This window comes from Candidatus Liberimonas magnetica (genome assembly GCA_020523885.1).
Lineage (GTDB): Bacteria > Elusimicrobiota > Endomicrobiia > Endomicrobiales > JAFGIL01 > Liberimonas > Liberimonas magnetica.
The window spans coordinates 45028-69461 of record JAJAPY010000004.1; the positions used below are offsets into that span (position 1 = coordinate 45028).

Annotated in this window: 1 protein-coding gene (running past one end of the window); it reads right to left on the reverse strand. The window is 39.1% G+C overall.

Annotated elements, in window-relative coordinates; translation table 11 throughout:
- On the reverse strand, nucleotides 1-24434 hold the 3' portion of the coding sequence (locus tag LHV68_04435) for a TIM barrel protein (GenBank protein MCB4791116.1). 13474 nt of this gene lie beyond the right edge of the window; the window shows 24434 of its 37908 coding nt (coding positions 13475-37908); the start codon falls outside the window, past its right edge; the stop codon is at nucleotides 1-3.

A 24434-nucleotide genomic window follows, 5' to 3' on the forward strand; every position in this document is an offset into this window, starting at 1 on the left:
CTATGCTGCGGACTTTAGGGCTTCTACTGAAGCTATCCTTGTAGCCTCGGTTGCCTCTTTAATTGTTTCCTCTAAAATACCCTTTATTTTAAAGTTATATGAAATTCCAAGGACCCTCCAGGTAGCTGCGATAACAGCAGGCTCCATCAGCGCTATGGCTTTTGGATCCCTCTGAGCAAGGTTTTCTATGATTGTATAATCAGGTGAGTTCAAGGCCGGGTTTATACTGTCAATTCTTTCCTCGACTAAAAGGCCCAAAGCTTTCCACTTTCCGCTTCCTCTTAGCTGTAACCTTGCGTCCAAAACATTATACAAAACAGGCAGAATATTAATTTCCAGCTGCTGCAGGTTCTCTCGGGAATACCCTGCAAGGGTCTTATCAGTAAAATCAATCACTCCCTGCATGAACTCTCTGTCTTCCTTGACAGCGGAACAATTCAACAGGGCTTCAACCAGCCTTAAAGACTCTTCCTTGGTAACAGCCTGTTTTGTACTTTCAGTCCTGAAATATTCTTTTGCATTTTCATAATCTCTTATGGCAAGGAAATAATCAAGACCCCTGTTCTTTTCCGGAGTAAACAATATCATCATAAAAAATGCATACCTGGCATTATCGCTTGAAAACTCCAGGTTATCTAATTTATATTTAACCTCTGTCATTTTGTGCAGCACGCCAAGGATATATTTAATGCCTTGGGACCTTATATTGTCTGCCTGCACCTGGTCTTTACCCTTGAGTGCATTATATTTCCTTGAATAACTCTGCATTTCCATCAAAACCCCGTAAAAAGCCTTATTTTTCAACTTACCACCGGTATCCTTCATACCTTTAAATTCATCGCAGTCATCCAAAACTTTTGAGACTTTATAAATATCGCCTGATTGAAGCGCCCCGGCCAGCAAACCAAGAGTCGTTTCGCTGAAAGCCTGCGTATCAAAACCTCTGGCAAAGTTCAAACCGGATTTATATGCTTCTTCAAGTATAGTTTTCTGGTCCTTGGGTTTAAACGGTTTAGACATGTTGTCTATCATATTATTTATTTCATCTATCATTCTTTCATCCTCTTTATTCAACGAGTTAATTTCCTCTATGCTTGTTAAATCATAAGGTAAAACAACCCAGACCGCTCCTGAATGGAAAGCTTTTCCTAAAAATTCCTTTAGCCCGTCTTTGCTGTTTATCCCTTTAAACTCAAGTTTCCAGGAAATATTTTCATCGGATATAACATTGCCCGCAGTTTTCGGGGTAAATTCCCTTTCAACAACAAAGTTATATTTTTTCTGCAAATCCTGCTGGCTGTACTGCGATTTCTCGCTAAGTGTAAGAGATACAATAAACTCCGGGTTCTTCCTTTTCAAGTCTCTTAGGAAAGCAAATTCCTCTTGTGACAAATCCCGTTCCAGAGCAAGATGCATGCCTCTATAACCGTGCTTCTGCAAATCGGCGGCTAATTTTTTTATATCTTTTATATCTCTGTTAACATCTATATTGCAGGCAAGAATGATATTTTTTAATATTTTCTTATCTTTTATTTTTTCAACGCTGACATATTTGCCGTTTACCCTAAACAGGGCGTTATTCTCTTTAAGGAGGTTTTCAATATCTGTGACGCTGTTCTCATCGTAAAATTTTTGGTCAAATTCCAGGATAATGTCCGAGCCTTTTCTAAAGCCGGCAGTTACGGCCCTTTTCCTCATCAACTGAGCGAAGTCTATCATGCGTTCGATAAATGACGCCTTTTGTGTTTCAACCCAGTCAATGGCATCAGAGGCATTAACTAGATCCCAATAATTTACCTTCCCGTCATTTACCACAATACTGCCAGAAACAGCGCCTGCCACATCTTGAGAGACTTCCTGTTCAACTTTTTGTTTTTCGTCTTCTAGAACCACATTAAACTTTGTATCTGTAAATAAAACTTCTGTTTCCTGGCGGGTATTATTTTCAAACGAGATACTGTTGCCGTTTATAATGAATTTATTTTTAACGTTGCCCTGCACCATAAAAGCCATTATCCTTGAATTACCCGAGATCATGTCCGGTTTAAGCGTATTGCCGATAAAAAACTCGCCAGGAAGCCCGAATGATTTTAAGCTGTCCACCAGCCGGCTGTTTCCGTTTATATTCCTGAGGAACTGCGCAAGGAATTTAGTTAATAATAAGTCGTACACAGCAGGCTCTATCTCAGCCAGAGCCCCGGCTGGTTTTTCCACATAGAGCATCAAAGCAGAACCTTTTTGAGTCCTCAACACTTTTGCCCAAACATTCAAAGATTGGGGCGAATCACTTAAATTATAAGTTATAAAAGGTATCCCGTTTCCTGTCAGCTTATCCAATCTTTGTTTTTCTGCTTCCTCCTGTGTTATATAAGTAAATCCGATTTCGTTTATACCGTACTCTGCTTTATCCAGCAGTTCTTTTTCAACAACACCGCTATTCTCTCCAACACCAATAGGCCTGTATTCTGTTGCAGATTTTATTTTAAACTCTTTTTTAAGGAAGGATTCTCTCCCGAAAAGGTTAACAACAAAACCCTTTATCGTCCCGCGATATTTAACTGCATTAATCGTATGCTTTATACTCCCCTTAAATGCAGCAGCTATAGCCTGTATAAAAGCTTCTACTATTATTTCTCCTGCTGTCTTTAAAGAAAGCTCTCCTTCGGACAGGGTTGCGGATAATTCAAGGTAGGTTTTCTTATTTTCTCTTGCATCCAAGAACTTCTCAATTACATACCCCGAACCTTCGGATTGTAAGTCATCGCTGTTTCCTTTACATGCAACTAATATTTTTTTGTCTGGAGGTATTGAGGCTTTGCCAAGGAATACCGATACTGTTTTTTCTTCTTTCTGCTCCCAGAGGAATGTATCAACTCCTGAATCTCCCATGCACAAAACAACTCCATCTCCTTTAATGCCCCCTAAATAATCAGTTGACTCGTCCGCTTTACTAAATAGACTTACATTAAAAAAGTTACTCCCGTTTAACAGGTACAATCTGTTTTGTCCGTCTTTTTCTATTGACCCATAATTTTCTTTCAATATATTTAACGCTATCTCCCGCGCTTTTCCAAAATCTATTCCGCTGACTTCCACTTCGTCTACCTCGATTTCTGAATCGAAAATATTGAATAAAACATCGCCATACGGTTTAACTGCCTCTGTAAAGATACTGCGAACTTCGATAATATTGCCTGCCTCTTTAAGCCTTTTGATTGCTCCGTCTAAACTGATACCTTTTGTTTCGGATAAAACTTCCAGGTACCCTATCGCAAGGGCCCTGCCTATTTCTCTTTGTGCCCGTGGAGAAAACTGCTTTTGGTCATCATAAACATAGTTATAATTACCAGAATTATCAAAAGTTACCTTTTCTAAACCCGAAAATGCCCTTATTTGTAAATTTGAAAGCTTGCTTGTTGTACCTCTTTTTCCCATCTCATTTTTTAGGTCTTCTAATATACGCAGTTCAATTGCATTCATATCATAGCTTTTAATTTCAATATTAACATCATCTGCCCCAGCGCTTTTAAATAATGTAGTTTTTTGGTCTTTTTTAAACATACTCCCGGTTAGCAATAGAACCGGTATATCAGCTTCCAGAGCCCTTATTATCTGTTCTTTAGCTTTTTCATTAAGCGGAGAATATCCAGTCTCTGATAATGTCCTGTCGATATCAAAGACCATGGCTTTTATTTTTACCGGTTCATTGATGTTTAAACCTTTTATATACCTGAATATATTATTGCCTCCCCGGCTGACTTTCTTAGCCATATTCCGGGCACTGACAAAATCGATGTTTGGCTGTGTCTCTATGCCTTCTAAAAGAGCGGCCAATGTTTTCTCAAGGCCTTCGATCTGGTTGGCTTCTATAAATTTCTTTATATCTTCTGCAGTTCCTGTTTCCTGCACCAAAAGCGTTTGCTTTAACAGAGCTGTAATGCCTTTGTGCAATTTATTAATATCTGCCTCATCTTTCAGATTAAGGTCAAAGCGGCCGTTATTCGGGATAAGGATCCCGGCTTCTTCCAGGGTTTTAAATATAATATTATATCCTTTTTTATAGTCCTCTTCTTTTTCCCTTGCAAAGACATGGGCCATTAAGGCAATAAAAGTAATATACCCTTCCTTTGCCTTTTCTATGTCAATCTCTTTGTTCTTATACTGCTCTCCTATCTGGTATAAAGAGAAAAGCTCTCCAACAAGTTCATAGATGATGTTATAATCCTCTCTGAGCAGGTCAGTCCTTGATTCCAGCGGGTCTAGAAGAATGTGCCCTATTTCATGAAAAGTAGTCAACTCTGTAAGTGCTTCAAAACTAGTCTTAAAACCCTTTGAATTGTTTAATATGCGGGTTTTTATTTGACCTAGAGTTTCCCCGATTTTTATTTTTAGCATGTTGACGAATATCATGCCGGTATCTTCTTTTAAATCCAGGATACCCGGATTTCTCACGCCTAAAGCAGGCATTTTACCATAATCTACGGAGAAAAATGTATCATAAAACAGTATTTTCTGTTTTTGGCCAACCAGCCTGCTTTCTTTTTTACTTTTTCTATACTCCGCAAGCATTTGTGAAAAAACAGCATCATCCTTTGCCAGGTTATCTAAAGAAGCATTGAACTTTTCGATATTTTCATTTATTTTTTGTTCTTTTTTGATTAGTTTTTTATTTTTTATATGTATACTCATCTCAAAAAAGCATTTACGTTTTAACATTTCATCCGGATAGTCATCACCCGGTCCCAGTAAAAATGTAAAAGGCAGGCTTGTGGTCTTTAGCCAGGCACGGCTGGCTTCCTTAAAGGCATCATCTATTTTATCTGTTTCTGTTTCGCTGAGCGCTGCAATGAGTTTCTGTATGTAAATCTTCATCCCTTTGTTTAACCCTTCTACTTCAGCTGCCGTTTTAAGGCAAGAACAGAGTTCCCGCACTTCCTTTTCATATTCCAGGGAGAACGGCCTTGTTTCAAGTTTTTCCCATTTGCCCGTAACCTTATCCCGTTCTCCTTTTATCACAGTATAAGGGCTTTCAAATTTCGCCCTTTCCTCAACAGAGAGATGACTTACGTATTCCCTGAACTCTTCACGCGTTAAATCCGGAGGCATCAGCCCTTTTTGCGGCAGGTGCCTTGTGCCTTCGGGCGCCTGTAAAGAAAGAATTTTCTCGACGATAGGTGGCGCACCCATTAAACGCTCCATACATTTTTTATCAGCTTTGCCTAAGCCGGAAAGGTCTTTGTTTTTAAAGATAACCGGTAATGTAGTTCTGCCTGTTTTATTTTCAGAACTTTCGTTTTCTTTTATAGATTTTGTCCTAAAAAATACCTGCATAAAAGCATACAGTTTTGGAATATGGCGCGAAACTATTATAAAAAACCAGCTTACCCTGGCACATTGGCCTGCATACACATCGGTAATTATGCTGTCAACACCTGCTGCCTTAAGTGTTGCAATGCCTATATGTTTCGGATTAGGGGATTTTGCGCCAAAGATTAGACTATTCATTTTTAATTTCAAAAACATTGAAGCACATTTATTGCAGGGAGTCATACTCCCGCATAAGATTATATTATCAAAGATATGCTTGCCGGTTATTTTTTCTATAATGCCGGCTATTTCTAAAAATGAATCACTTGTTTCATCAAATAAGGCTACTAAGGCATCTTCGCTTTCGAATTTACCTGACTTAATTATAATTGATTTTAACTTTTTATAAATTTCATCCTTTTTTGAATCATTGAGCGGATCATTGAACTCTTTAGAGAGAGCTTCAATACGCTTGCCATTTTTATCTACATTTTTATCTACATGCTCATCGTTTTCATCTGCACTTATCAATTTTTCAGTATCTACGCCTATCAACCTTGCAATCAAATCTATGATCGCGAATTCTTCGGCATGCAGTTGATGGCCTTCCCTGTTATAGCCTTCACCGAGTTTAACCCCGTTTGAATCAAGTATAGCCGCACCTATATGAGCGGCAAATGGACTTCTTTCTTTTCTGGATAATTTTGCCTGTTCTATCGCCAAAAACATGCCGCAGCTGAACGAATTACATTTACTTTCCAAAGAAACGCCTGATTTGGAAAGTTTTTCAATGCGCAAAATCAAATCTAAAACACTTTGCCTGCCGGCTTTGTTTTCCGGGCCTGTAATATACTGTTCGAAAAGAATATCCGAGGCGTTTAGTTCTTGAGCAAAATCTCCAAAAGACTTTAAGAATCCCTGGGAACCCTGTTCCTGGCCCGGAAAATGCTCAGTTAAATAGGCTAAGATGCGCCTTGCAGTCGCCAGTTGATACTTGGCAGCAAGTAGTTTAGAAACAAAAACTATCCTCTTATCTTTCCAGACAGGGTCATCTGCAGGAACCACCCGTTCAAGGCCTAAGAAGCTTTGGCAGCGCTCGTCAAGAGGCAGATTTTCATTTAAAAGTATATCTAGATACTGGTCTTTTGATCCGGCTTTTTCTACTTTTTCATTTTGCCAGGAAACTATGTCCGGGCCCATGCCGACAACCATTTCATGATGTTCGCCATAAGGATAGGTATAGCTATCTAATAATATTCCATTATTACTTAGCTCCTTACTCATTGCTTCTGTTCTTTTCGGCAGTACAATAATATCTTCAATGGAATTTAACAACAGTACTCTTTTTCCGGAACTTTCAGCCGTTGCCTTAACATTCCCCTTAATGTACGGTACGTTTACGGCAAACGCAGAATCAAATAATTTGGGCGACGTAAACAGGCAATAAAGCGCCATAAGAGCGCCCTGGGAATTACCGCCTATAACAACCTTATTGATATTGAAAGATTTTTTTACCCGGGAAACTATCTCAAAGATAGGTTCGCTTGCTTTTTGTTTCGCTTTATCCTCAGGGTCTTTAAGGATAAGGGGTTTCCCAAACCAGGAAAAAGTGCCGTTTTCTTCCTGAACCGGGCCTATGGGAACCACAAGGATAGAGGACGGAGACTCAAGTTTTTCAGCGGAGCTTAATGTTTCTATAAGCGGATGCGCATAGCCGTGCAGGAACATCGTCATTGTATAAGCTTTATGGGGAGAATAACCCTTGGGCAGAACCACATAAAAAGCTTTTGCCAAAGATACCGCACCGGAAACCTCTTTAATGTCCCTGTATTTTTTAGCTTTTTCATCCCAAACATAAAGCCTGGTTCTGCCCTCTTCTTGCACTATTTTGCCAGTCAGCTCATCCGGAATTAGCTTTTTCAAGGCTTGATTTCTGGCAAGCTCAGCATTGCCAAAAACAATATTTTTTATATCTTGCCAGTCTTCTTTGGAACCTAAAGTTCCTGCCGTTAGGAAATAATAGGAGATTATGAGGCTAAGGACTGCCAGGAGGTCTATGCCTGTAAGCCCCTGGACAATGACCGGAATGAAAACAGAAAGCAGTACATCGAACACCGGGCCAACAACAAAGAAAATAAGTGCTTTCAGGGAATTTTTGGGGGCTTCTTTAAGCTCAACTTTACCTTTAAGAGATCTTGAGTCTATGTCAGGGATTTTTGCGTGCAGACCCATCATGCTTGCAGCAAGGTAATGCCTGAACTCATGGAAATGAATGATCCCTATAAGAACCAGCGTGCGAATCGATTCTAACGGCTTTGCCCAGCTCATTATATAATCATATTTCCCTAGATCCATATGCCCAGCACCAGGTATTCCAAGTGTCCGGGTACGAGCTTTTTTAACATTTTGAAGATGAATAAGGCCTAACTTTATAACGTTCCACAACTGTGCAGCGCAGGAGACAGCCTGGGAGCCCTTAGTCCCATAAGGAACAGGCTTATATTCTCCGTTTTCAATTTCCCAGGTAAAGAGTTCCTGGCTTTGAAACTTGTCGCAATTTGAGATGTCAGCATCTAATCTTGACAGGAACGACTTAATTATGGCAATATTTTTATCGCTTTCACTTATTCCGGACTGGGATGCATCTTCTATATACTTTGTAAGCACTATTTGGAGCATAGTCAAATGATATCCCCATATCGTTGCTCCATGGTAAGCATTTTTGTCCAGCATCTGCCATATTGAAGGAAGCCGAGGCCTGTGATAGGCGGGTATGTCCAGGGGTTCCCACTTTTCATAATTGTCATTTGCAAGCATAGAGTTTGTAACCACAAAACCAATGCCTTTCATATAAAGGCCGCCTAATTCGTAAGGTACAAAAAAAGGCTGAAGCAGCTTAACCACTTCTTCAGGAGAAAGCTTTTCATTTTGTAGTTTAAATATGACATCGCTGTTGACAGCAGGTATGTTTGTCCCGTTTTTGTCCTTGCTAAGGGCAAAATATGAGAAAGATTTCCCGTATTCATCCGGCAAAGCTTTATTTTCGTACACAAAATCTTTTAATGTAACACCGGCCCCTATTTTTCTTGAAAGAAGTTTTTTTGCCTCATTTGGATTTTCGACTTTTAGCCAGTCATAGTAAACTCTTAACCTGCTGCGCCATTCCTCGATAGATAAGTTCACCCTATAACTTTCGCCTGCCTTTTGCCAGGAAAGAGCTAAGGCTTCCTGCTCTTTTGCCTTTTGGTTTTCGTTTTGCCTGATGTAGTTGTAAAGATAAGGGTACCTGATTTGATTCGATTTATATTCCATTTTTTCTTCGATTGCACCTTTAAGCCCTGAAGCCAACAATTCGCCGTAAAGCAAAACATTTATATACGCCCACATAGCATTTACATCGCCAGGGTAAATACCTCTTCCAAGGCCGTTTTCCATATCTCTCCAGTTTGCCTTGGGGCCAAGGTTAACTGATGCGATGAGACTTTTAAACTCGCTGTCATTTGCATAACGCTGGATATTTGCTATATTGAACTCAAGGTTTCTCAGCAATAAGTCAAGGACCTGCACATCAGGATTTTTGTATTTATTAAGGAAACGCTCTGCTGCACCGGCACCGTACTGTTTTAGGTAGTCCATAAAAACAGGAAGAAGCATAAGGTTTTCATCAGCCATCTTATAATCGTTCCGATGCGGGTCATCAGCCGCAAACCTTACATCTTCCTCGTGAGATACCTCTCCTTTATCACTTTCTCTTATTAATATGGATTCAATGGCATTTTCTACGACATCCCGATTTAAAATCGGCATCAGCATCCTTAAGGTTATTGCCGTATCCCTGCCGAAATAAGTCAAGAACCGCCAACTGCCTGCAAGCCAGACATCTTTGTATATCAAAAACCGTGCAGTTTTTATAAGGTTTTGCTGGACTTCAAACTCTTTTTCTTCTTCCGGCGAAGCCTGGCCTGCTTCAACGGAGGATTTTAGCTTGTAAAAGGCTTCGAGAAATTCGGGGATAAATAGTTCTTCCAATTTATAAGGTTCAAGAGGAGTGTCATTTGTAGTAAATTCTATTTTTACATCAAAACTCCGATCCGCTTTTATTTTGAGAGCTTTTTTGTTTACTATATGCTGAGTTTCTCTTTCCATCAGTATCACATTATTATCTATAATTTCTACTTTCACACCGGCAGGAAAAGTGATTTTTACTTTTTGATTCCCATTGCTTGATATAAATATTATAACCGTGCTCCCATCGTTTTCATGTGAAACTCCTAGTTCTGCAAATACATCTGTTCCGCGTTCAAGCATTCTGCGGTAAAACTCCCAGTTACGGGACAGGATGGATTCGTCCGTCAGGTCCCGTATGTCCCTGGTATTTCCCAAAAGCATCGGGTTTAAAGTACAGTCGATATTACCTGCACCTGCAATTTTTAACTCAAACCTCGCCCCTCTCTGCCCAGACTCATCATACACTACAGACTCAGGTTTATCGGAATACGTTATATCAACTTCTCCTTTCATTTCTACCCTCATACCGCTATTGCCGGAAGGTGTGTTGTTCCTTATAACTTTCAAGCCTTCTTTTTTCTCTATAAACAAATGAGCAAATATCTTTTTATCTATATCTGAATATATATAATTATCTATGTTTCCCTGTGGGACACTCATTTCAATAATACCCGGTTCTTCTTGTGCAAAAGACAATACTTTGCGTATTCTTTCAAGGATTTCTCCGACAGAAATACCGGGCCTGGCCTTTACGGTTACTTGGCCCTGCTCAGGAGACCATTCAGCCTGATAGCTTTCAATATATGCGGTAATTGCAGCGTTTGCGTCATTTATATTACGCCTGCTTGCCCTTTCCCAAGTAATAACGGACTTTATAACCTTGCCAAGCGGCATTTCTAAACTGTCATTGTCAACTATATTAAAAGGTTGATCGCCGAAGTCTTGAGTGTAATTTTCAAGATCAGGAACTTTTTGTATTTGTTCTATTTCTTCAATAGGTATTACTAAAACATCTTCTGCGCCTATTTTTTCCAGCCATTCATTAACCTCCGTAATCTTTTCTTTTGGGATATAAACATGGCTTATAGCTTCAAGAGGCACATTGTTTACGATCTGGCCTCTGCCTTTCGGCCCTCCTTTCTCATTTTTTTCTTTCAGCCTGGCATAGTTTATTCCGAATATCATCGGAAAACTATTTTTTACTTCATCCACAATTTCAGGGTGTTTTCCTACATAATCAATTTGTTCCTGTGTACGTATAATGAGATTTTTATAAAATGCAGCACTTTGTTCATCTTCGTCTTGTTCATATTTTAAAAGTGCTTTAGACAAATCATCCAAATGTCTTTGCAATCCTTCTAAAGACAAATCTTGATGCTTAGATATCATCGTATACCTTCTTGCTATAGCATAACCGGCTACCGATATAATGTCCATTTCGCGCTCATTGACAGACCCCCCTTCTCCTATAATACGAGGTATCCCGAGTTCTATCTGTTCCTGCTGTGAAACAATCCTTTTTCCTGCCTGCTCAAAAAATTTCATTATAATAGAATTTGTTCCTGTATAAGTGTCTGCAAAAATAATCCTGCCTTTTTCAACAGCATTTATTATATATGGTATGTCATAGTGCTTTGATTTCGGGTAATCACGTTTAATTACGTTTCCGGCATCGTCATATGCGATGTCTGTTTTAGTAACCTTATTTCCTTCAACACGGAAAGAACTGATCAAAAGCCTTTCAAACGTGGCATATTTTCTCCATTCTTTTAGCCCTGCAATTATTATTCCGGCTTCTTCTCTAGACATCGTTTCCGATAAGGCAGCTTTCAATCCCTGCTCGTTTGAGTTGGCATATTTTTCTGCTTCTGTTATTATACTCATAGCTTTCGGCATTTCTTCCTGAACATTGAAATCCAGGCCGTTATTCATTCCGTATAATAATTCAAGAATGATTTCTTCCCAATAATACATTTTATTATCAAAGGAAAATTCGGGCATAGAACTTTTTCTTTTTTGAACCGCAGCGACAGCATTTATAAAAAGTTTTGTCTTGTCCAGATCAGGCTTTGGGTTAACAGGTTGGACAGTAAGAAGAGGCCTTTTTTCTTCAGGCTGAACTCCGGTATCTGCTCTAGTGTCAGCAGAAACTCTGGTATCAGGCTTTACTTGCTTAGTCCCGGCTGATTCTGCTGTCATTGAGGCCTTATCCGAGATTAATATTTTATTTATAACTTTGTGTATAAAGACGGATAATGCAGAAAGGATAGTTCCGAAGCCAGGCAACGTTTTTTTAGAACTCTTCGCAAGATTTGAAGGGCCTGCTCTCAAGAATAGCCCCAGTTGTGTCCCGATAGACACGCCGTCCACCAGGACGTTGGCAAGCCTGTAATCCTTTCTCAATATGTTTATAAGCAACTGAATAGCCTTCTCGTTGTTGCCGTTTAAGGCTTCCTGCCGTGCTGTCTTGACTGTTTTAATAACCTGCCTGCGGGCACTCTCGCTCATCTTTTTTTCTATGGGTGTTGTTTTACTGGCATCCCGGGCCGTGGTTATCATTTGTCCCATTATGGCAGGGTCGCCGTAACCGCTGAAAACTTCAAAACTCACAACCTGGGGCGAAACTTCTCTTATGATCCTTGAAAAAAGAGTTATCCCTTCGGGCGTAACAAGAGGCATATGCAGATGCGGCGGGTTCGCTTCATTGCCGAACTTTTCAACCTCGTCGTTAATGTGCATGTTCATAACTCTCGGCCCCAAAAGCCGAATGAAATCATCAACTGTCCCGTTGCCCTTTTCTATGGACCCTTTTGCATGATAAAGGTCCAGGGTGACCCCGAGATTCGGAACATGCTGGCCTTCTAACAACCCAACTGAGCTGTCAACTTTATCTAAAATGTCTCTCGTGTACCTGGGATTGTCGCCTTCCATGTTCTCTAAAAGAACAAATATACCTTTTTGCCGGGCATAATATTCCAAATCTTTGAGCACAGAGGCGATATTGTCTATCTTCTCTTCGGCAGTCAAAAGACCGGCAAAACCAATTCCCTCCGGGTGAACCGCCATGTACTTTATTCCCAGTTCAGCCAGAAAATCGATTTCTTTTTTTGCATAAGCAATATCCTTTTGCTTGTTAACCGGGTCCGGATCGGCAAAACACACCTGGTGCCAGTCTGAATGGGCAACCTTAACTCTCTTTATCAGTTCGGCGCGGTCTTTCCGGGTTAATTGAGCGACCTCATCAAACGTGGTGGATTTAATTTGAAGGTCTATAGCCACATTTAATTTTTTAGCGGCCCGCAAAGCTCCTCTCAATGTATCGCTCAACGTACTATATGGTATTGCTATCGGAGCACTCCCCCCGGCTGTTTCCACGGTTTCAAAAGAAGCCAGTTCTTCATCGAGTTTGGTGTCAGGCTTAGCTGATTCTGCTGTCATTAAAGTTTTATTTGAGATTAATCTATCATTTATAGTTTTATGTATAAGGACGGATAAGGCGGAAAGAATAAGAATGGATGAAACCGTTATTACAGGGTTTGAAACTTGCAGCAGCAATAGAGGCAAGGCAAGAAGGCTGTTTAATAAACCTATCCCGCCGGCTATAGCTATGTTTTGGGGCGGCGCTCTTGTTATGGAACCAGAAATAATATGCAAAACCACAAACACTACCCAGCCTGCTATATATCCTATAGCCCAGAACTGTGCTGTAAGGGCTATATTATTGCTTAATAAGTAGGCAGCTGCACCGGCCAGGCCGCCCGTCAATATCGGAATGAGGTTTTCAAGCCAGGGCGCTATGCGCTTTGCATAAACTTCATTGCTAACGCCTCTCTTGTAAAAGTAATCCATGAACAACGGTATAAGCCCGCCTTTTAATTTTTCTTTTCCACCGCTTTGAACAGCGGGCTTGTCTGCATTGATTTTTATTTCCCATTCTGCTATGAACTCATCAACCATTTTATGAGCTTCTTGTCTTGCAGATGCATCATAGATATTTTCGTCAATAGCTTCGTGTATTTCCCTTCTGAACTCTTCATACCTTTCAGGCCCAAACCCAATGCTTCTGCCTGATTCTGTGTAGAAAGTATCGGGTTTATATTCGGCGCATAAGGTTTTCATGAGATAAGTAAGGGTGTCGGCTTCTTTATAAAGCCGCGCCTTATTCCCCTTAGTTGCCTTTACACTATTTGCCCATACAAGCTCTACTCTCCGTTTAGCAGGCAGCTTATCTTTACTGTGATAGAAAGTACGGTTATAATCCCTATTTATAGTAATAAGCCTTTTTATATCTATGTCTAACAGATCAGCATCGCTGACTATTTTAGAAAGCTTGGTGCTAGGCTCCGGGCCTGTGCCTTTTTCATGTTCAAGCACTATGTTTTTCACGTGTTCCATTTCATCCCTGGAGAATGAATAATTATTTCTGGCGGATTTTAATAAACTTAAAATCGGGTATACATGTTCTGCTCCGATTTTTTCATGTTCCATGTATTCGATGGTGCCCCCTTTCTGTTCTATAAGCATAATTATTCTTCCTAAATCGTGCAACATGGCGCCTGCAATTACTACCTTAAGTTGTCCAGTTTCTACACCTTCTCTTTTAGATATCTTGAGAGCTTGAGTTACTGTCCCTATCATATGCCCGAACTCGTGAGCGCTTCCTACACGTTCATCGGAAATATCATTCATTCCAACCTGATAAACTTTTTGCACTTCTTTTACTGTCATAAATAACAGCTTGAAAATCATGTTATCAATTTCATAGCCTCCGAAAGAATCTGAGTAGAGGGTATTCAGCTTGTCTATTTCTTTAAGCATGACCTGCATCTTTTTTGTATTATACATGTCCATCCAAAACCGCGTAACAATTATGGCGTTGGATAAAGCCACCCCTTTTGTAAATCCAGCACGGCTATAAAAATCATCTGTTAAAACGTATATACTTTGATATACATCTGGATATTTTTTAGTAAGATCAACCAGTCTCTTGTAAATGTGATAATTCCCTGTTTCAGCAAAAACCATTATATAACCTATCATCTCTTTTTGTATTTCATAGGCTAGTTTCTTTTCTTCAGCATCCTGTGTATTAGCCACAACCGCATGTTGTTTTGTACGCCTATCTAACTGCCCCGAGAAGACTGCAGTTTGGACTTCTGCTGGACTTATTTTGAGTGCTACTTTATTTTGCCGGCCTGTATCTGTCATCGGAGCACGCGTAAATCCTAAAGCGCCCAGGATGTTGTCGGTTAAATTAATTGCAAAATGTATCAGGATACTAACCGGCACAGTAAGTACACCTAAGCTTATTACACCTAAAACCGCTGTGGGAATTATTGTAATATTTGCATATTCCTTCAGAATCTCCTTCTGTTCCGCACTGTATTGGCTGCCATCTTCATTTCTGTGGCCATTTATAAACTTTTCTAATTCTTGGCTATATTTATTCTTTAGCTCTTTGATAAATTTACCACCAATCCATAAAGCAGCAAGGATTATTAACTTTGGCATCTCTAAAATCGGAGCAAATACCAGTTCATCAGCCGTTCTTACCAGCCCTTGGACCGGCTTTGGCAAAGACTTAAACCTTTCTTCCCTGATAAGATTCTCCACCACGCGGCTGCCGGGCAGGAGGGTCATGGCAACTGAACCTGGGCCTGTTTGTCCGCTCCAGAGGTGTATAGTACTAGTCGGGTTTTGAGGATCCTTTTTATCGAAAACAACGATACCGTCCTCTGTTACTACTACGACAGATTCATAAGGCCTTTTTATGCTCATATCTTTTAGATCTATACCCTCGATAGGAAGGCCAAATTGATCGGAGAGTAAAGGTGCCAAAACTGCTTCCGGTTTATCTTTTAATGAAGCTGCATCGTCTTCCGGGAATAGTGAATCAGCATAACCATTCGCATAAACTTGTATATCGGTTACACCTTCGCTTTGCAATTGCTTAATAATATGCTGCGTTTGTAGTTTCGGCAAATTCTTTCCAGCCACATCAGCCATTATTTTACTTCTACTTGTAAGATCACCGGGCCTTGGGGATATGCTGTGTAATAAGGCAAGCACTGTCTTGCCGTCTTTTTTACCTTTTATAGCGATGCCAACGCAGAAATTTACTCCTCTGCCTAAAAGAACGACTTGCTCGCCGCTTTCTATTTCCACCTTAGCATAAGATTGGCCCGAAGGGTCTACATCATAATATTGCACACCATCGATCTCCAGTTTTTTCTTCTCCAACTCATTTACTACTGTTTCTAACTTTATTAGGCGATGAATATAGTTTGCTTCTATTACCGGCTGCAATTTTGCCTCTAATTCTTCATCGTCGCTCTTTAGGAAAGCAGAGACCTTCTCTGCTATTGCCTGCAGCCTCTTTAATTTATCTTCTTCATTTTGAGGAACAGTGGTCTGAGTCAAAACATCGGATTGTTTTGGCTCGATATTTATACCCAGTTCTTTAAGCGTTTTTATAACAGCCTCTTGCAATGTAATCTCTTCTTGTCCTTGCATCTTTTGCAATATTGAATCAACTACTTTATTTTTATCTGCTAGAATAATACCGGTGCCTGCTATTTCATTATTTAAACATGAAATTATTAACAGGCGTTTGGTTTGATTAATTTTTTCTTTGTTAGTATTATCTTGGGAACCTTTAATTTTATCGGATCTTGAGAAATCAAGCATTCTTAGATTGCCTTCTTTATCAATAATTCCTTGAGGCTCACCTATGTTTATCCCAAGGGAATTCATTATATTGCAGAATTCATCAAGAGCCCTAAATACCCTGCCTTTAATAGTTCCTGATTTTTCAACTCCTATTATGAAAGAATGCAAGTCTATGCCGTCAACATATTCCATAAGGATTGCGCTATGTAAATTGTAGTTTGAGGTATTTGATCTCTGGTCAATCTTTACCCAAAGAGGTGTTTTTGTTGCGGGTTTGACTTTTTTAAGAGCTAACAGTGTCCCTTTTTCTTTATTAAGTTGGGCTATCCTTTCATCTTTTGAAGACCTTACCAATTCAATGTCGTAAACTTCTACTCCTCCGTAAGGAATTTTTAAAGCTTTAACTTCAGGATTTCCTGTAAAATTTCCTTCCACAGCATAACCTGACCTGTCAATTACTTTAATGATAACTCCGTCACTTCCTGAACCGATTATCCCAGCAAATTCCAGGTTTTCATCTATTTCTTTAACCAAAGGATAAAGAGGGCTCTCCCCAATACGTTTTATCTGAGATAGAAACTTCTTGGACGCTTTATTTATCAACGAAGGGTCAATTTTAGTTCCAAATTCCTTTTTTATTTCTCTTAAAAATTCTTCGTATAAGCCTTGTATGGATAAATAGTTCAACGAACTGCCGTTAAAACGGTTGTTTAAATACTGTTCAGACATAAGCGAAATATATTTATCAAGAATTGTTTTATAGTTATTTTTAAATTCATCAAATACTATATACTTATTGTTTAATCCAGAAATAAGCGCTTTAAGCGAAAATTCAAACCTTGCTATTTCTTCTTTTTTCTCAGTGCCTGTTGCGTCAAAAGCTTCTTTGGTAACAGTTGCTGCGTCACGATTTTCATCATTTATGTCTTTATCACTTTTTACGGCAAGTTTTTCACCAAAGTAAACTAAATTCTTTCCCAGAGCACCATCAATACTAAAGCCTGTTTCTTTTAACAATAGGGCTAATGGTTTATCCATAAAAATGACTTGTTGGCCCAGGAAAATTCCTCCCGTTTCTAATACCCTATTCATTTCTTTGAATAGCTTTACAACAAGGTCATCAGGAAACAGTTCCGTACCGAGGGCATTTGAGTAAATCATTGATATCTGTCCATCATTAAACGGCATGTCGCAGGCATCTGCCCTGTGCAGGACTATTTTGCTGCGCTGTTCTTCAGGCAGGTTTATCCATTTATTAAAGATATCCTTAAAATTATAGTGATCAAGTTCTATGACATGTATTTTCCCGACATCCGGATATTTGTCTAACAGTACAAGTGTTTCTCTTAAGCTTGAGCCCGTTCCTATATGTGCAATTTCCTTTCCTTCAATATACTGTGAAACAGGCACATCCTTCCTTTTTGTTTCATAATACCGCAAATTACTAAATATTCTTTCTTCCGTATCTGAACTTCTTATACCCTCATCTGTTAATTTAGGTAAACTTCTGTTTTCATATATATAAACATCAAATTTCCCGTTTTTAAATTCTAAATCAAAAGGAACGTTATTTTGTATCAGCATCTGAGTTTTTTGTATTGCTTCATCTTTTGAAAAGGATTCTAATGATTTTTTCTCTGCAGGAAGTGTCATCGGAGTGAGCAGGTTTTGCGGGTGAATATTGCTGAGCGCTTTAAATTTAATAACATACCCTATACCTTTAAGCCCGTATGCAAATATAACAATTATTTTATTAGCTAAATTGACAGCGCTATGAGCTACAGCATTTACTAAAAGTACGGGGAATAATATAGCTGTTTCTGCTTTTTGGTTGTCTTTAACAAGGTATGCTAACGGGATAAGAATAATCCCGGGTATCGCGGTAATGAATATTACGAACGGTATGGCAAAATACTTAACCCAGCCTTGCTGGAACTTACTGGTATATCCATGCTCGGCTATAAAACTGTTAATTGCAGGGCCTAACTCGTCACGAGCGTTTTTATCAAACCCTGCAAAGATGACGAGCCTTGTAATCTGAGTCAGCCTTAGCGCTTCGCGGCTCGGGCCGTTGAATTGCTCGTCTGCGATATAGCGGGCCAAGAACACAAGTGCCGGCTTGTACCATTTATTGCCAACTTTTTCTTTCACCCATTTTTCAGCTACTCGGTTTTTCGGCAGAGTCAGAGCACCGGACGGCTGGCTAGTATTTTTTTCCTGTGATTTTAGCTGTGAAAGGCTTTCAACAAAATCTTTACCTAACCAATTTTTAAATTGTTCTGTATTAAAGACTTTAAGTAGGAACGCTTTTAATTCATCTGAAGCCCCAGGCTGGCGTAAAGCTGTTTCAATTTTTGCCATTAAAATCGTATAATCTTTTCCTTTGCTGGGAATTCTTGTATCTAAATATTCCTTTTTTGCCTGCAAATACTCAAAAATCCTATCTATTAATTCTTTTTCACTGTACATTTGTCTTAAAACATTTTGTAATAATAGGAAATCTTCATTAATACTATCTTTCCATGTTCCCGGGTATTTGCCTAATACGTTATCTGTGAATTGTGCAAGCATGTATTTTGGATTTGATATATAATAGTATTTGTCTCCGATACACATCTTACAGGCATATTTCATTTTCTGTGAATCACTACCGGAACCTAAAAGGTCAACCAAGAACGGCTTATTTTTTCCCTGGACTATTTCCCTGGCCTCCGGGCTTAATTCTCCTAATTGAACCTCTCCTTGTTTAGCCAGGCCTCCATTTTCATCCATATATGTTCTAGTCGAAACAATATCTAGATCGCCGATTCTTCTGGCAAATTTCTGCAGTATTCGTTTTATGTTTTCCGGTATTTGATAAATGGCAGGTTCTTGTAAATCCGAACTGCTTTTTTCGAGTTCTATAAATGAATCTGCCATACTTAAAAGCATAACGCTAAGCGATCCAGTAAATACATAGTTTACTTTGCCTTCACCATTCAGCTGCGGCCATTTAGATACAATTGAATCGGCTAATGCTTTAGCAGCAGTTTTCAACTTCCCTGTATTATTAGCCAGGGCTGGCACCGGACTATTATTTTCTGTATGGCTCTGTATCCTGACCAGGGCAGGCTCAGAAACACCTTTATAGCCAATTTCTGCAATAGGTTTTGCGCTTAGATATATTATGCAGGAAGCTTTTTTCAAAATCTTCGCTTCCATTTTTTCCCAGCTGTCAACACCGTATTCATCAATATATTCAGCTTCATCAACAACAAAAGGCTTCCCTGCTTTTACAAAACTCAAGATCTCATCTTGAACGGCTGTAATATCATCGGCATGTGTCTGCAGGTTATAATAAGGATATCTTAAGAGTTTCTGAACTATATAGGTTTTGCCGGACTGTTGGTCTCCAACCAGATTTATAACTTTTTTTCCTCCGGCAACTAAGCCCAGCAATTCTTCTCTGGCCTTTTCCTGAGCTCTGACAAATCTGTCAGAAATAGTTACTCTGATAAATATGTTACCAAACGGAGAAGTCCCACCTTTGACATCTGCCAATTGTGATTCATCAAAATTGGCTATATAATAAAAACCCAATGTTTGCTGAACTCCCCGCAGGCTTTGAAGCGTTCCTTTATCAACTTTTGAAATATTCTTCAACAAAATTATGTGCTTTTTGTCACTATTTTTCATGACAAATTTTGAGAAAAGCCTGTTGAGTGTAATCTGTCCAACACGCTGTCCCTTTTCTATTTGCACTTCTATATTCAAATACTCCGATAAAACCCTTACAACCTCGCTTTCAAAATCACTACTATTAAAATCAAATACAACAAATTCTATGCCGCTGGTTTTGTCTTCAGTAAGACGTTTTACAAAATAGTCAATGCCTGCACCGTGTTCAAGGGGCAAACCGACAGATTGGTTGAGATTATTTATTATTCTATATTTATAGATCCTTTCGTATTCTTTTTCGTCGTTATCTTCGTCTTTCATCGTGTCAGGCATTGACTTAGTCATCGGTGCACGGGTAAAGCCTAAAGCGCCGCGGACCCTGTCTGCTAAATTAACCACAGAATGGCTTAGGATATTGACAGGCGCTGCAAGTATCCCTAAGCTTAGTATTCCTGAAACAGCCGTTGAAAATATCGCCATATCAGCATATTTTCTTAATATCTCTTTTTGTTTAGCGCTGTACTGGCTGCCATCGGCATTTTTATGACCGTTTATAAATTTTTCTAACTCTTGGCTGTACTTAGTCTTTAGCTCTTTATTAAAAATACCGCCTATCCGCATGGCAGAAAGCTTTATTAACTCAGGCATCTCCAAAAGCGGAGCAAATAACAGTTCATCTGTCGTTCTTACCACGCCCTGGGCTACTTTTGGCAAGGATCTAAACTTTCCCTCGCCGATACTGTTTTCCAGTAAGCGGCTATCTGGTAGGGCCAGGGTTGAGAGAGCTAATTTGGCTTTCCCAAGCTCAGATCTTTTCATGAATTTTTCTAATTCTTCCTTTGAAGAAAAACTCTCAGGCAGGTTTATATTTCTGTTTAAAACAACAAATTTTAGAAAATCAGCTTTTTCTTCATCTGACAGGGTAAATTTATCACTATATCGTTTCAGGGCTTGTTTTACTTCAAATAACCTCTTTTGCAGGCTTACAAAATCTTTTTTAACGTATTCTATGCAATAATTTTCTTCAATAGTGCAAATCCCGCCGTTTAATAAGTTCTTAACCATTAAAGAATAAATATCTGTTTCGGATTGTTTATTGTATTGGGCTATATCTGTTATAACCGGATCACTTGAAAGATCAACCATAATATTGTACGAGCCAAAATCTTTTAAAGCATAACCTGCCTCGGATATTTTAATTACTGTTTCAACTAATTTGTCAATAAACTTTCCCGGCTGTTTTCCAGCCTCAGTAAGGCTTATTCCATACACTCTTTTCATTAAAACTGCATTATCATACAGCCTAACCGGCTTTACAATCCCAGGGATACCTGCATCTGTAAACGCTTTCATTATCTCAAATTCTTTTTTAACGTCATCTTTAGATATATCTGAAAGAAAAGGAATTTTAAGCACTAATTCTTCGTCCCTGCCCTTTTCCTTAACCCTTAACAGCACCCCGTTATATCCATAATTGAGCACACCGAGATAAATTAAATCCTTATCAATTTGAGAAGTAAGAACTGGCCAGGCGTTAACATGGTCATTTGCGCTTAGTAAATTATCAAGATACGACCCAAATATATCTAACTCGGAGGCAAAATCTTCATCTTTCTCAAGGATGCTTTTTTCATACAATTCCCCATAAATATTCTTTATTCCAATGCTTAAGCGCGTGCCGGCTTTATAGTTTTTTATGGCTTTCTTTTTTATCTTTGCATAAAAAACCTTCATCCATCCATATCCTCCTAACAACTGTTTGTTGCGCATAAAAACTTCAAAAAGGAACCTATCCACTTCTTCTATGCCTGTAGCAGGTGTTATTTGCAGTTCATATGAATTTCTATATGTAAATTTATATTTAATCTCGTTTTCCACTTCTAATATTTCTTTTGCATAATCATAAAACATTTTTTCATAATTGTACGACAAATCGGTGTCCCACCCTTTAGCTTTTTTCTCTGCTTCTGTAGCAGATTCATATTCTTTTACTATTGCCTCAAGGCCTTCTTTATTCATATGTTCCAGCGCCCATTGATGATATAGGGTAAGCTGTTTCCTGTCACGGCTGAAATATTCTTTCTGCCTGGCAGCAGCACGCTGGTGAGGTGTGCGCGTATCTCCAGCTTCAGCCTTTTCCATGTGCTCTGTCCACTCATGGTCTATAACCTCGGCAAGCCTGAAATATCCTGTTCTATAAACATAGTGCGCACTTACTATTATTATTAGCTTATCATTTATTTTTTTGCTGTACGCGTACATCCCTTGCGGCATGTCATATGAAAAGCGTAAATCAATCTTATCTGTTATTCCTCCCCTGTCATAAATTCCAAACTTTTTAAAGGCCTCAGAAACAGCACTTAAATCTACTGTCATTATAGGACTATTAATTACCCTTTCGATTAATTCGTCTGAAGGCTGTTCAATGTCCTCATCTGCAAGGCCCGGTACCTTAAGAGCTGCTGTTTTGCCTTTTAGCTTTGCATAATCTTCAAAAGTAGGCTTTGAGGTAATGACAGCAGGCTCGCCTGCCAATTGTTCAGTATTAGTTGCCTCTGGGGCAGGCATATCTCTGGAAGTTGTTTTATTAATGGTTAAACCTATTAGTGCGGATGCCTGGCTTTTATTTTTTCTAAGTGGTTTTACAGGTAATATCCTATTAAAATCTATGTCATCATCGCCCATAAATTTTACGCCAAATTCCGTATACGGATAAAATTTATTTTCTAAAATCCATTTATACGTATGCCCCCTCAACCTGTCATACTCAACTTCATCTTGAACGTATACGTCCGGCAATGTGGAAAATTTTTTCTGGTCTATGCCTATTAATTGGCCTCCGTCATTTACTATCAGCCAGGAGCGGATGCGCTTCGCATTTATATCTACTTCAGAAAGAGCCAAGACAATTTTATGATTTTCCCTTTCAGATTGAATATTTTTTTCATTCCTTTCCATATAGGCTACGTCTAATACCAGGGCATAAGTATCAGGTGAGAAACCTTGAAAAGGTTCAGAGTATTGTATATTGTTTTTTTCATCAACCGCTATTAAATGCTGCCGGGGAGATTTTGACAGCCACTCTTTTACTAAATCATCCATTCCACTCAATTTCATATGCTGTGAATAAATTTCTGGGACATTCTCAGACATGCGGCTGCCAGATCTGGCCATTGCATCGTAAACTTGGCTTAAATCTTCATCTTCAACCCTTGAGCCAAAAAGCATAGGAATGTCCAAACCTGCATCTGACAAAAGCTCTATAATCTTTCTTTCAGTCTCAGCATCTAAAGGCTTATCAATGGAAAACACATATTTCTCATTTCTATCCACTATGATAGATATTCCAATCCCTATCCGGGTATTTGGATAAGGCGAAACAAAAACACTGACTTCTCTGCCGTCTCTATCCTTGCCCAAAGTCCAGCGCTTTTCTTCGCCCCACATAGCCTGGGACTGGAAATTACTGCTGTTAAGCGCTTTTAATATACGGCTATGCAGGGACTTTGCCCTGTCGATACCAGCCTGAATTTCCTGAGCACTCTTAATTTCCGCCGGGGCAACATCAGTTTTAATTTCTTTTGTTTGCAGCGGTTCTTCTTTTTTGACTGGCTCATACCCATACCATTCACTTAATATTTTATTCAACTGGTCACGAAGCACACCTTTGTTGCAGTTATAATACATGGTTTCATTTTTTAAACTGTCCAACTCCAACAATTTAGAAATTAACTGAGTATTAACAGTAGACGGAAGCCTGGATAAGACTTCTTTTATATTTGAGACTGTGGTATATCCTTTATACTCACATATCGAACCTATAAGAAAATCATATAACTTTCGCTCTAAAACCTTGTCAGGATAATCCACTCTTGATAACACAGTAAATATACATTCAAGAATCCTTTCAGCCCTTTCATCCTGCACGAATGAAGACTGACGTAATAATTCATCACAAACCATATATGCAAAACTTTTATTAAATAATTTTGTTCTTTTTGCCAATTCTGCAATCGCATCAAACAAATAAGACGGTCCTGATGCCCTGCATGCCCTGCATGCCAATATGCTGTCCAAGACTGTTGAGATTGCCTTTTCAGCTTGGTTTAATATCGGGATTTCCGGCAGTATTTTCAAGAGTTCTTTATAAGGTTGTCTAAGTCTGTCATCAAATCTATTTCCTTCAACTGAATAACTCGTATTTATCTGCTTTATTGCTTCAAGCAATTCTGACATCTTTGCTTCTGCTTCTGTATTTTGTGCAGGCCAGTCCAGGTTAATTGGCGAAACTACAGGTTTTGCAAGTCCTGCAGGCGTAGGAAATACCGGTTTCTGCCTGAGTGGGCCTAATGACTTTGTTTTTATAGTGTCAAAAGATATTTTTTCTTCTCCAAAAACCCCTGCCTTGGCAAGCCTTGGGAACATGACTTCTTTCAAACAGGAAGCAAATCTTTCTTCAGGTTTTACAGATTCGTCTAATTTAGCATTTTCAAATAACAGTGTATGGGTATAGCCGGCAAACTTTTTCTTGTCATCATTTGAAGAATAATTGAGTAAATAAATAAAGTATGCTTTAACTATTTCTTCATCCAAAAGATAACTGACGAGCTCAGGAGACATTTTTTCAATCTCAATTTTACCGCTCATTACCTCATTAAACAGAGAATCCAATGTATATAACAATGCTATTTTGTGCTTTAGAACATAATCTGAACAGACAAATGACATTAGTACATCTGCAAACCCGTCTTCAGGCACATAGACGTCTGCCAGTTCCGGTATTAAAGACATAG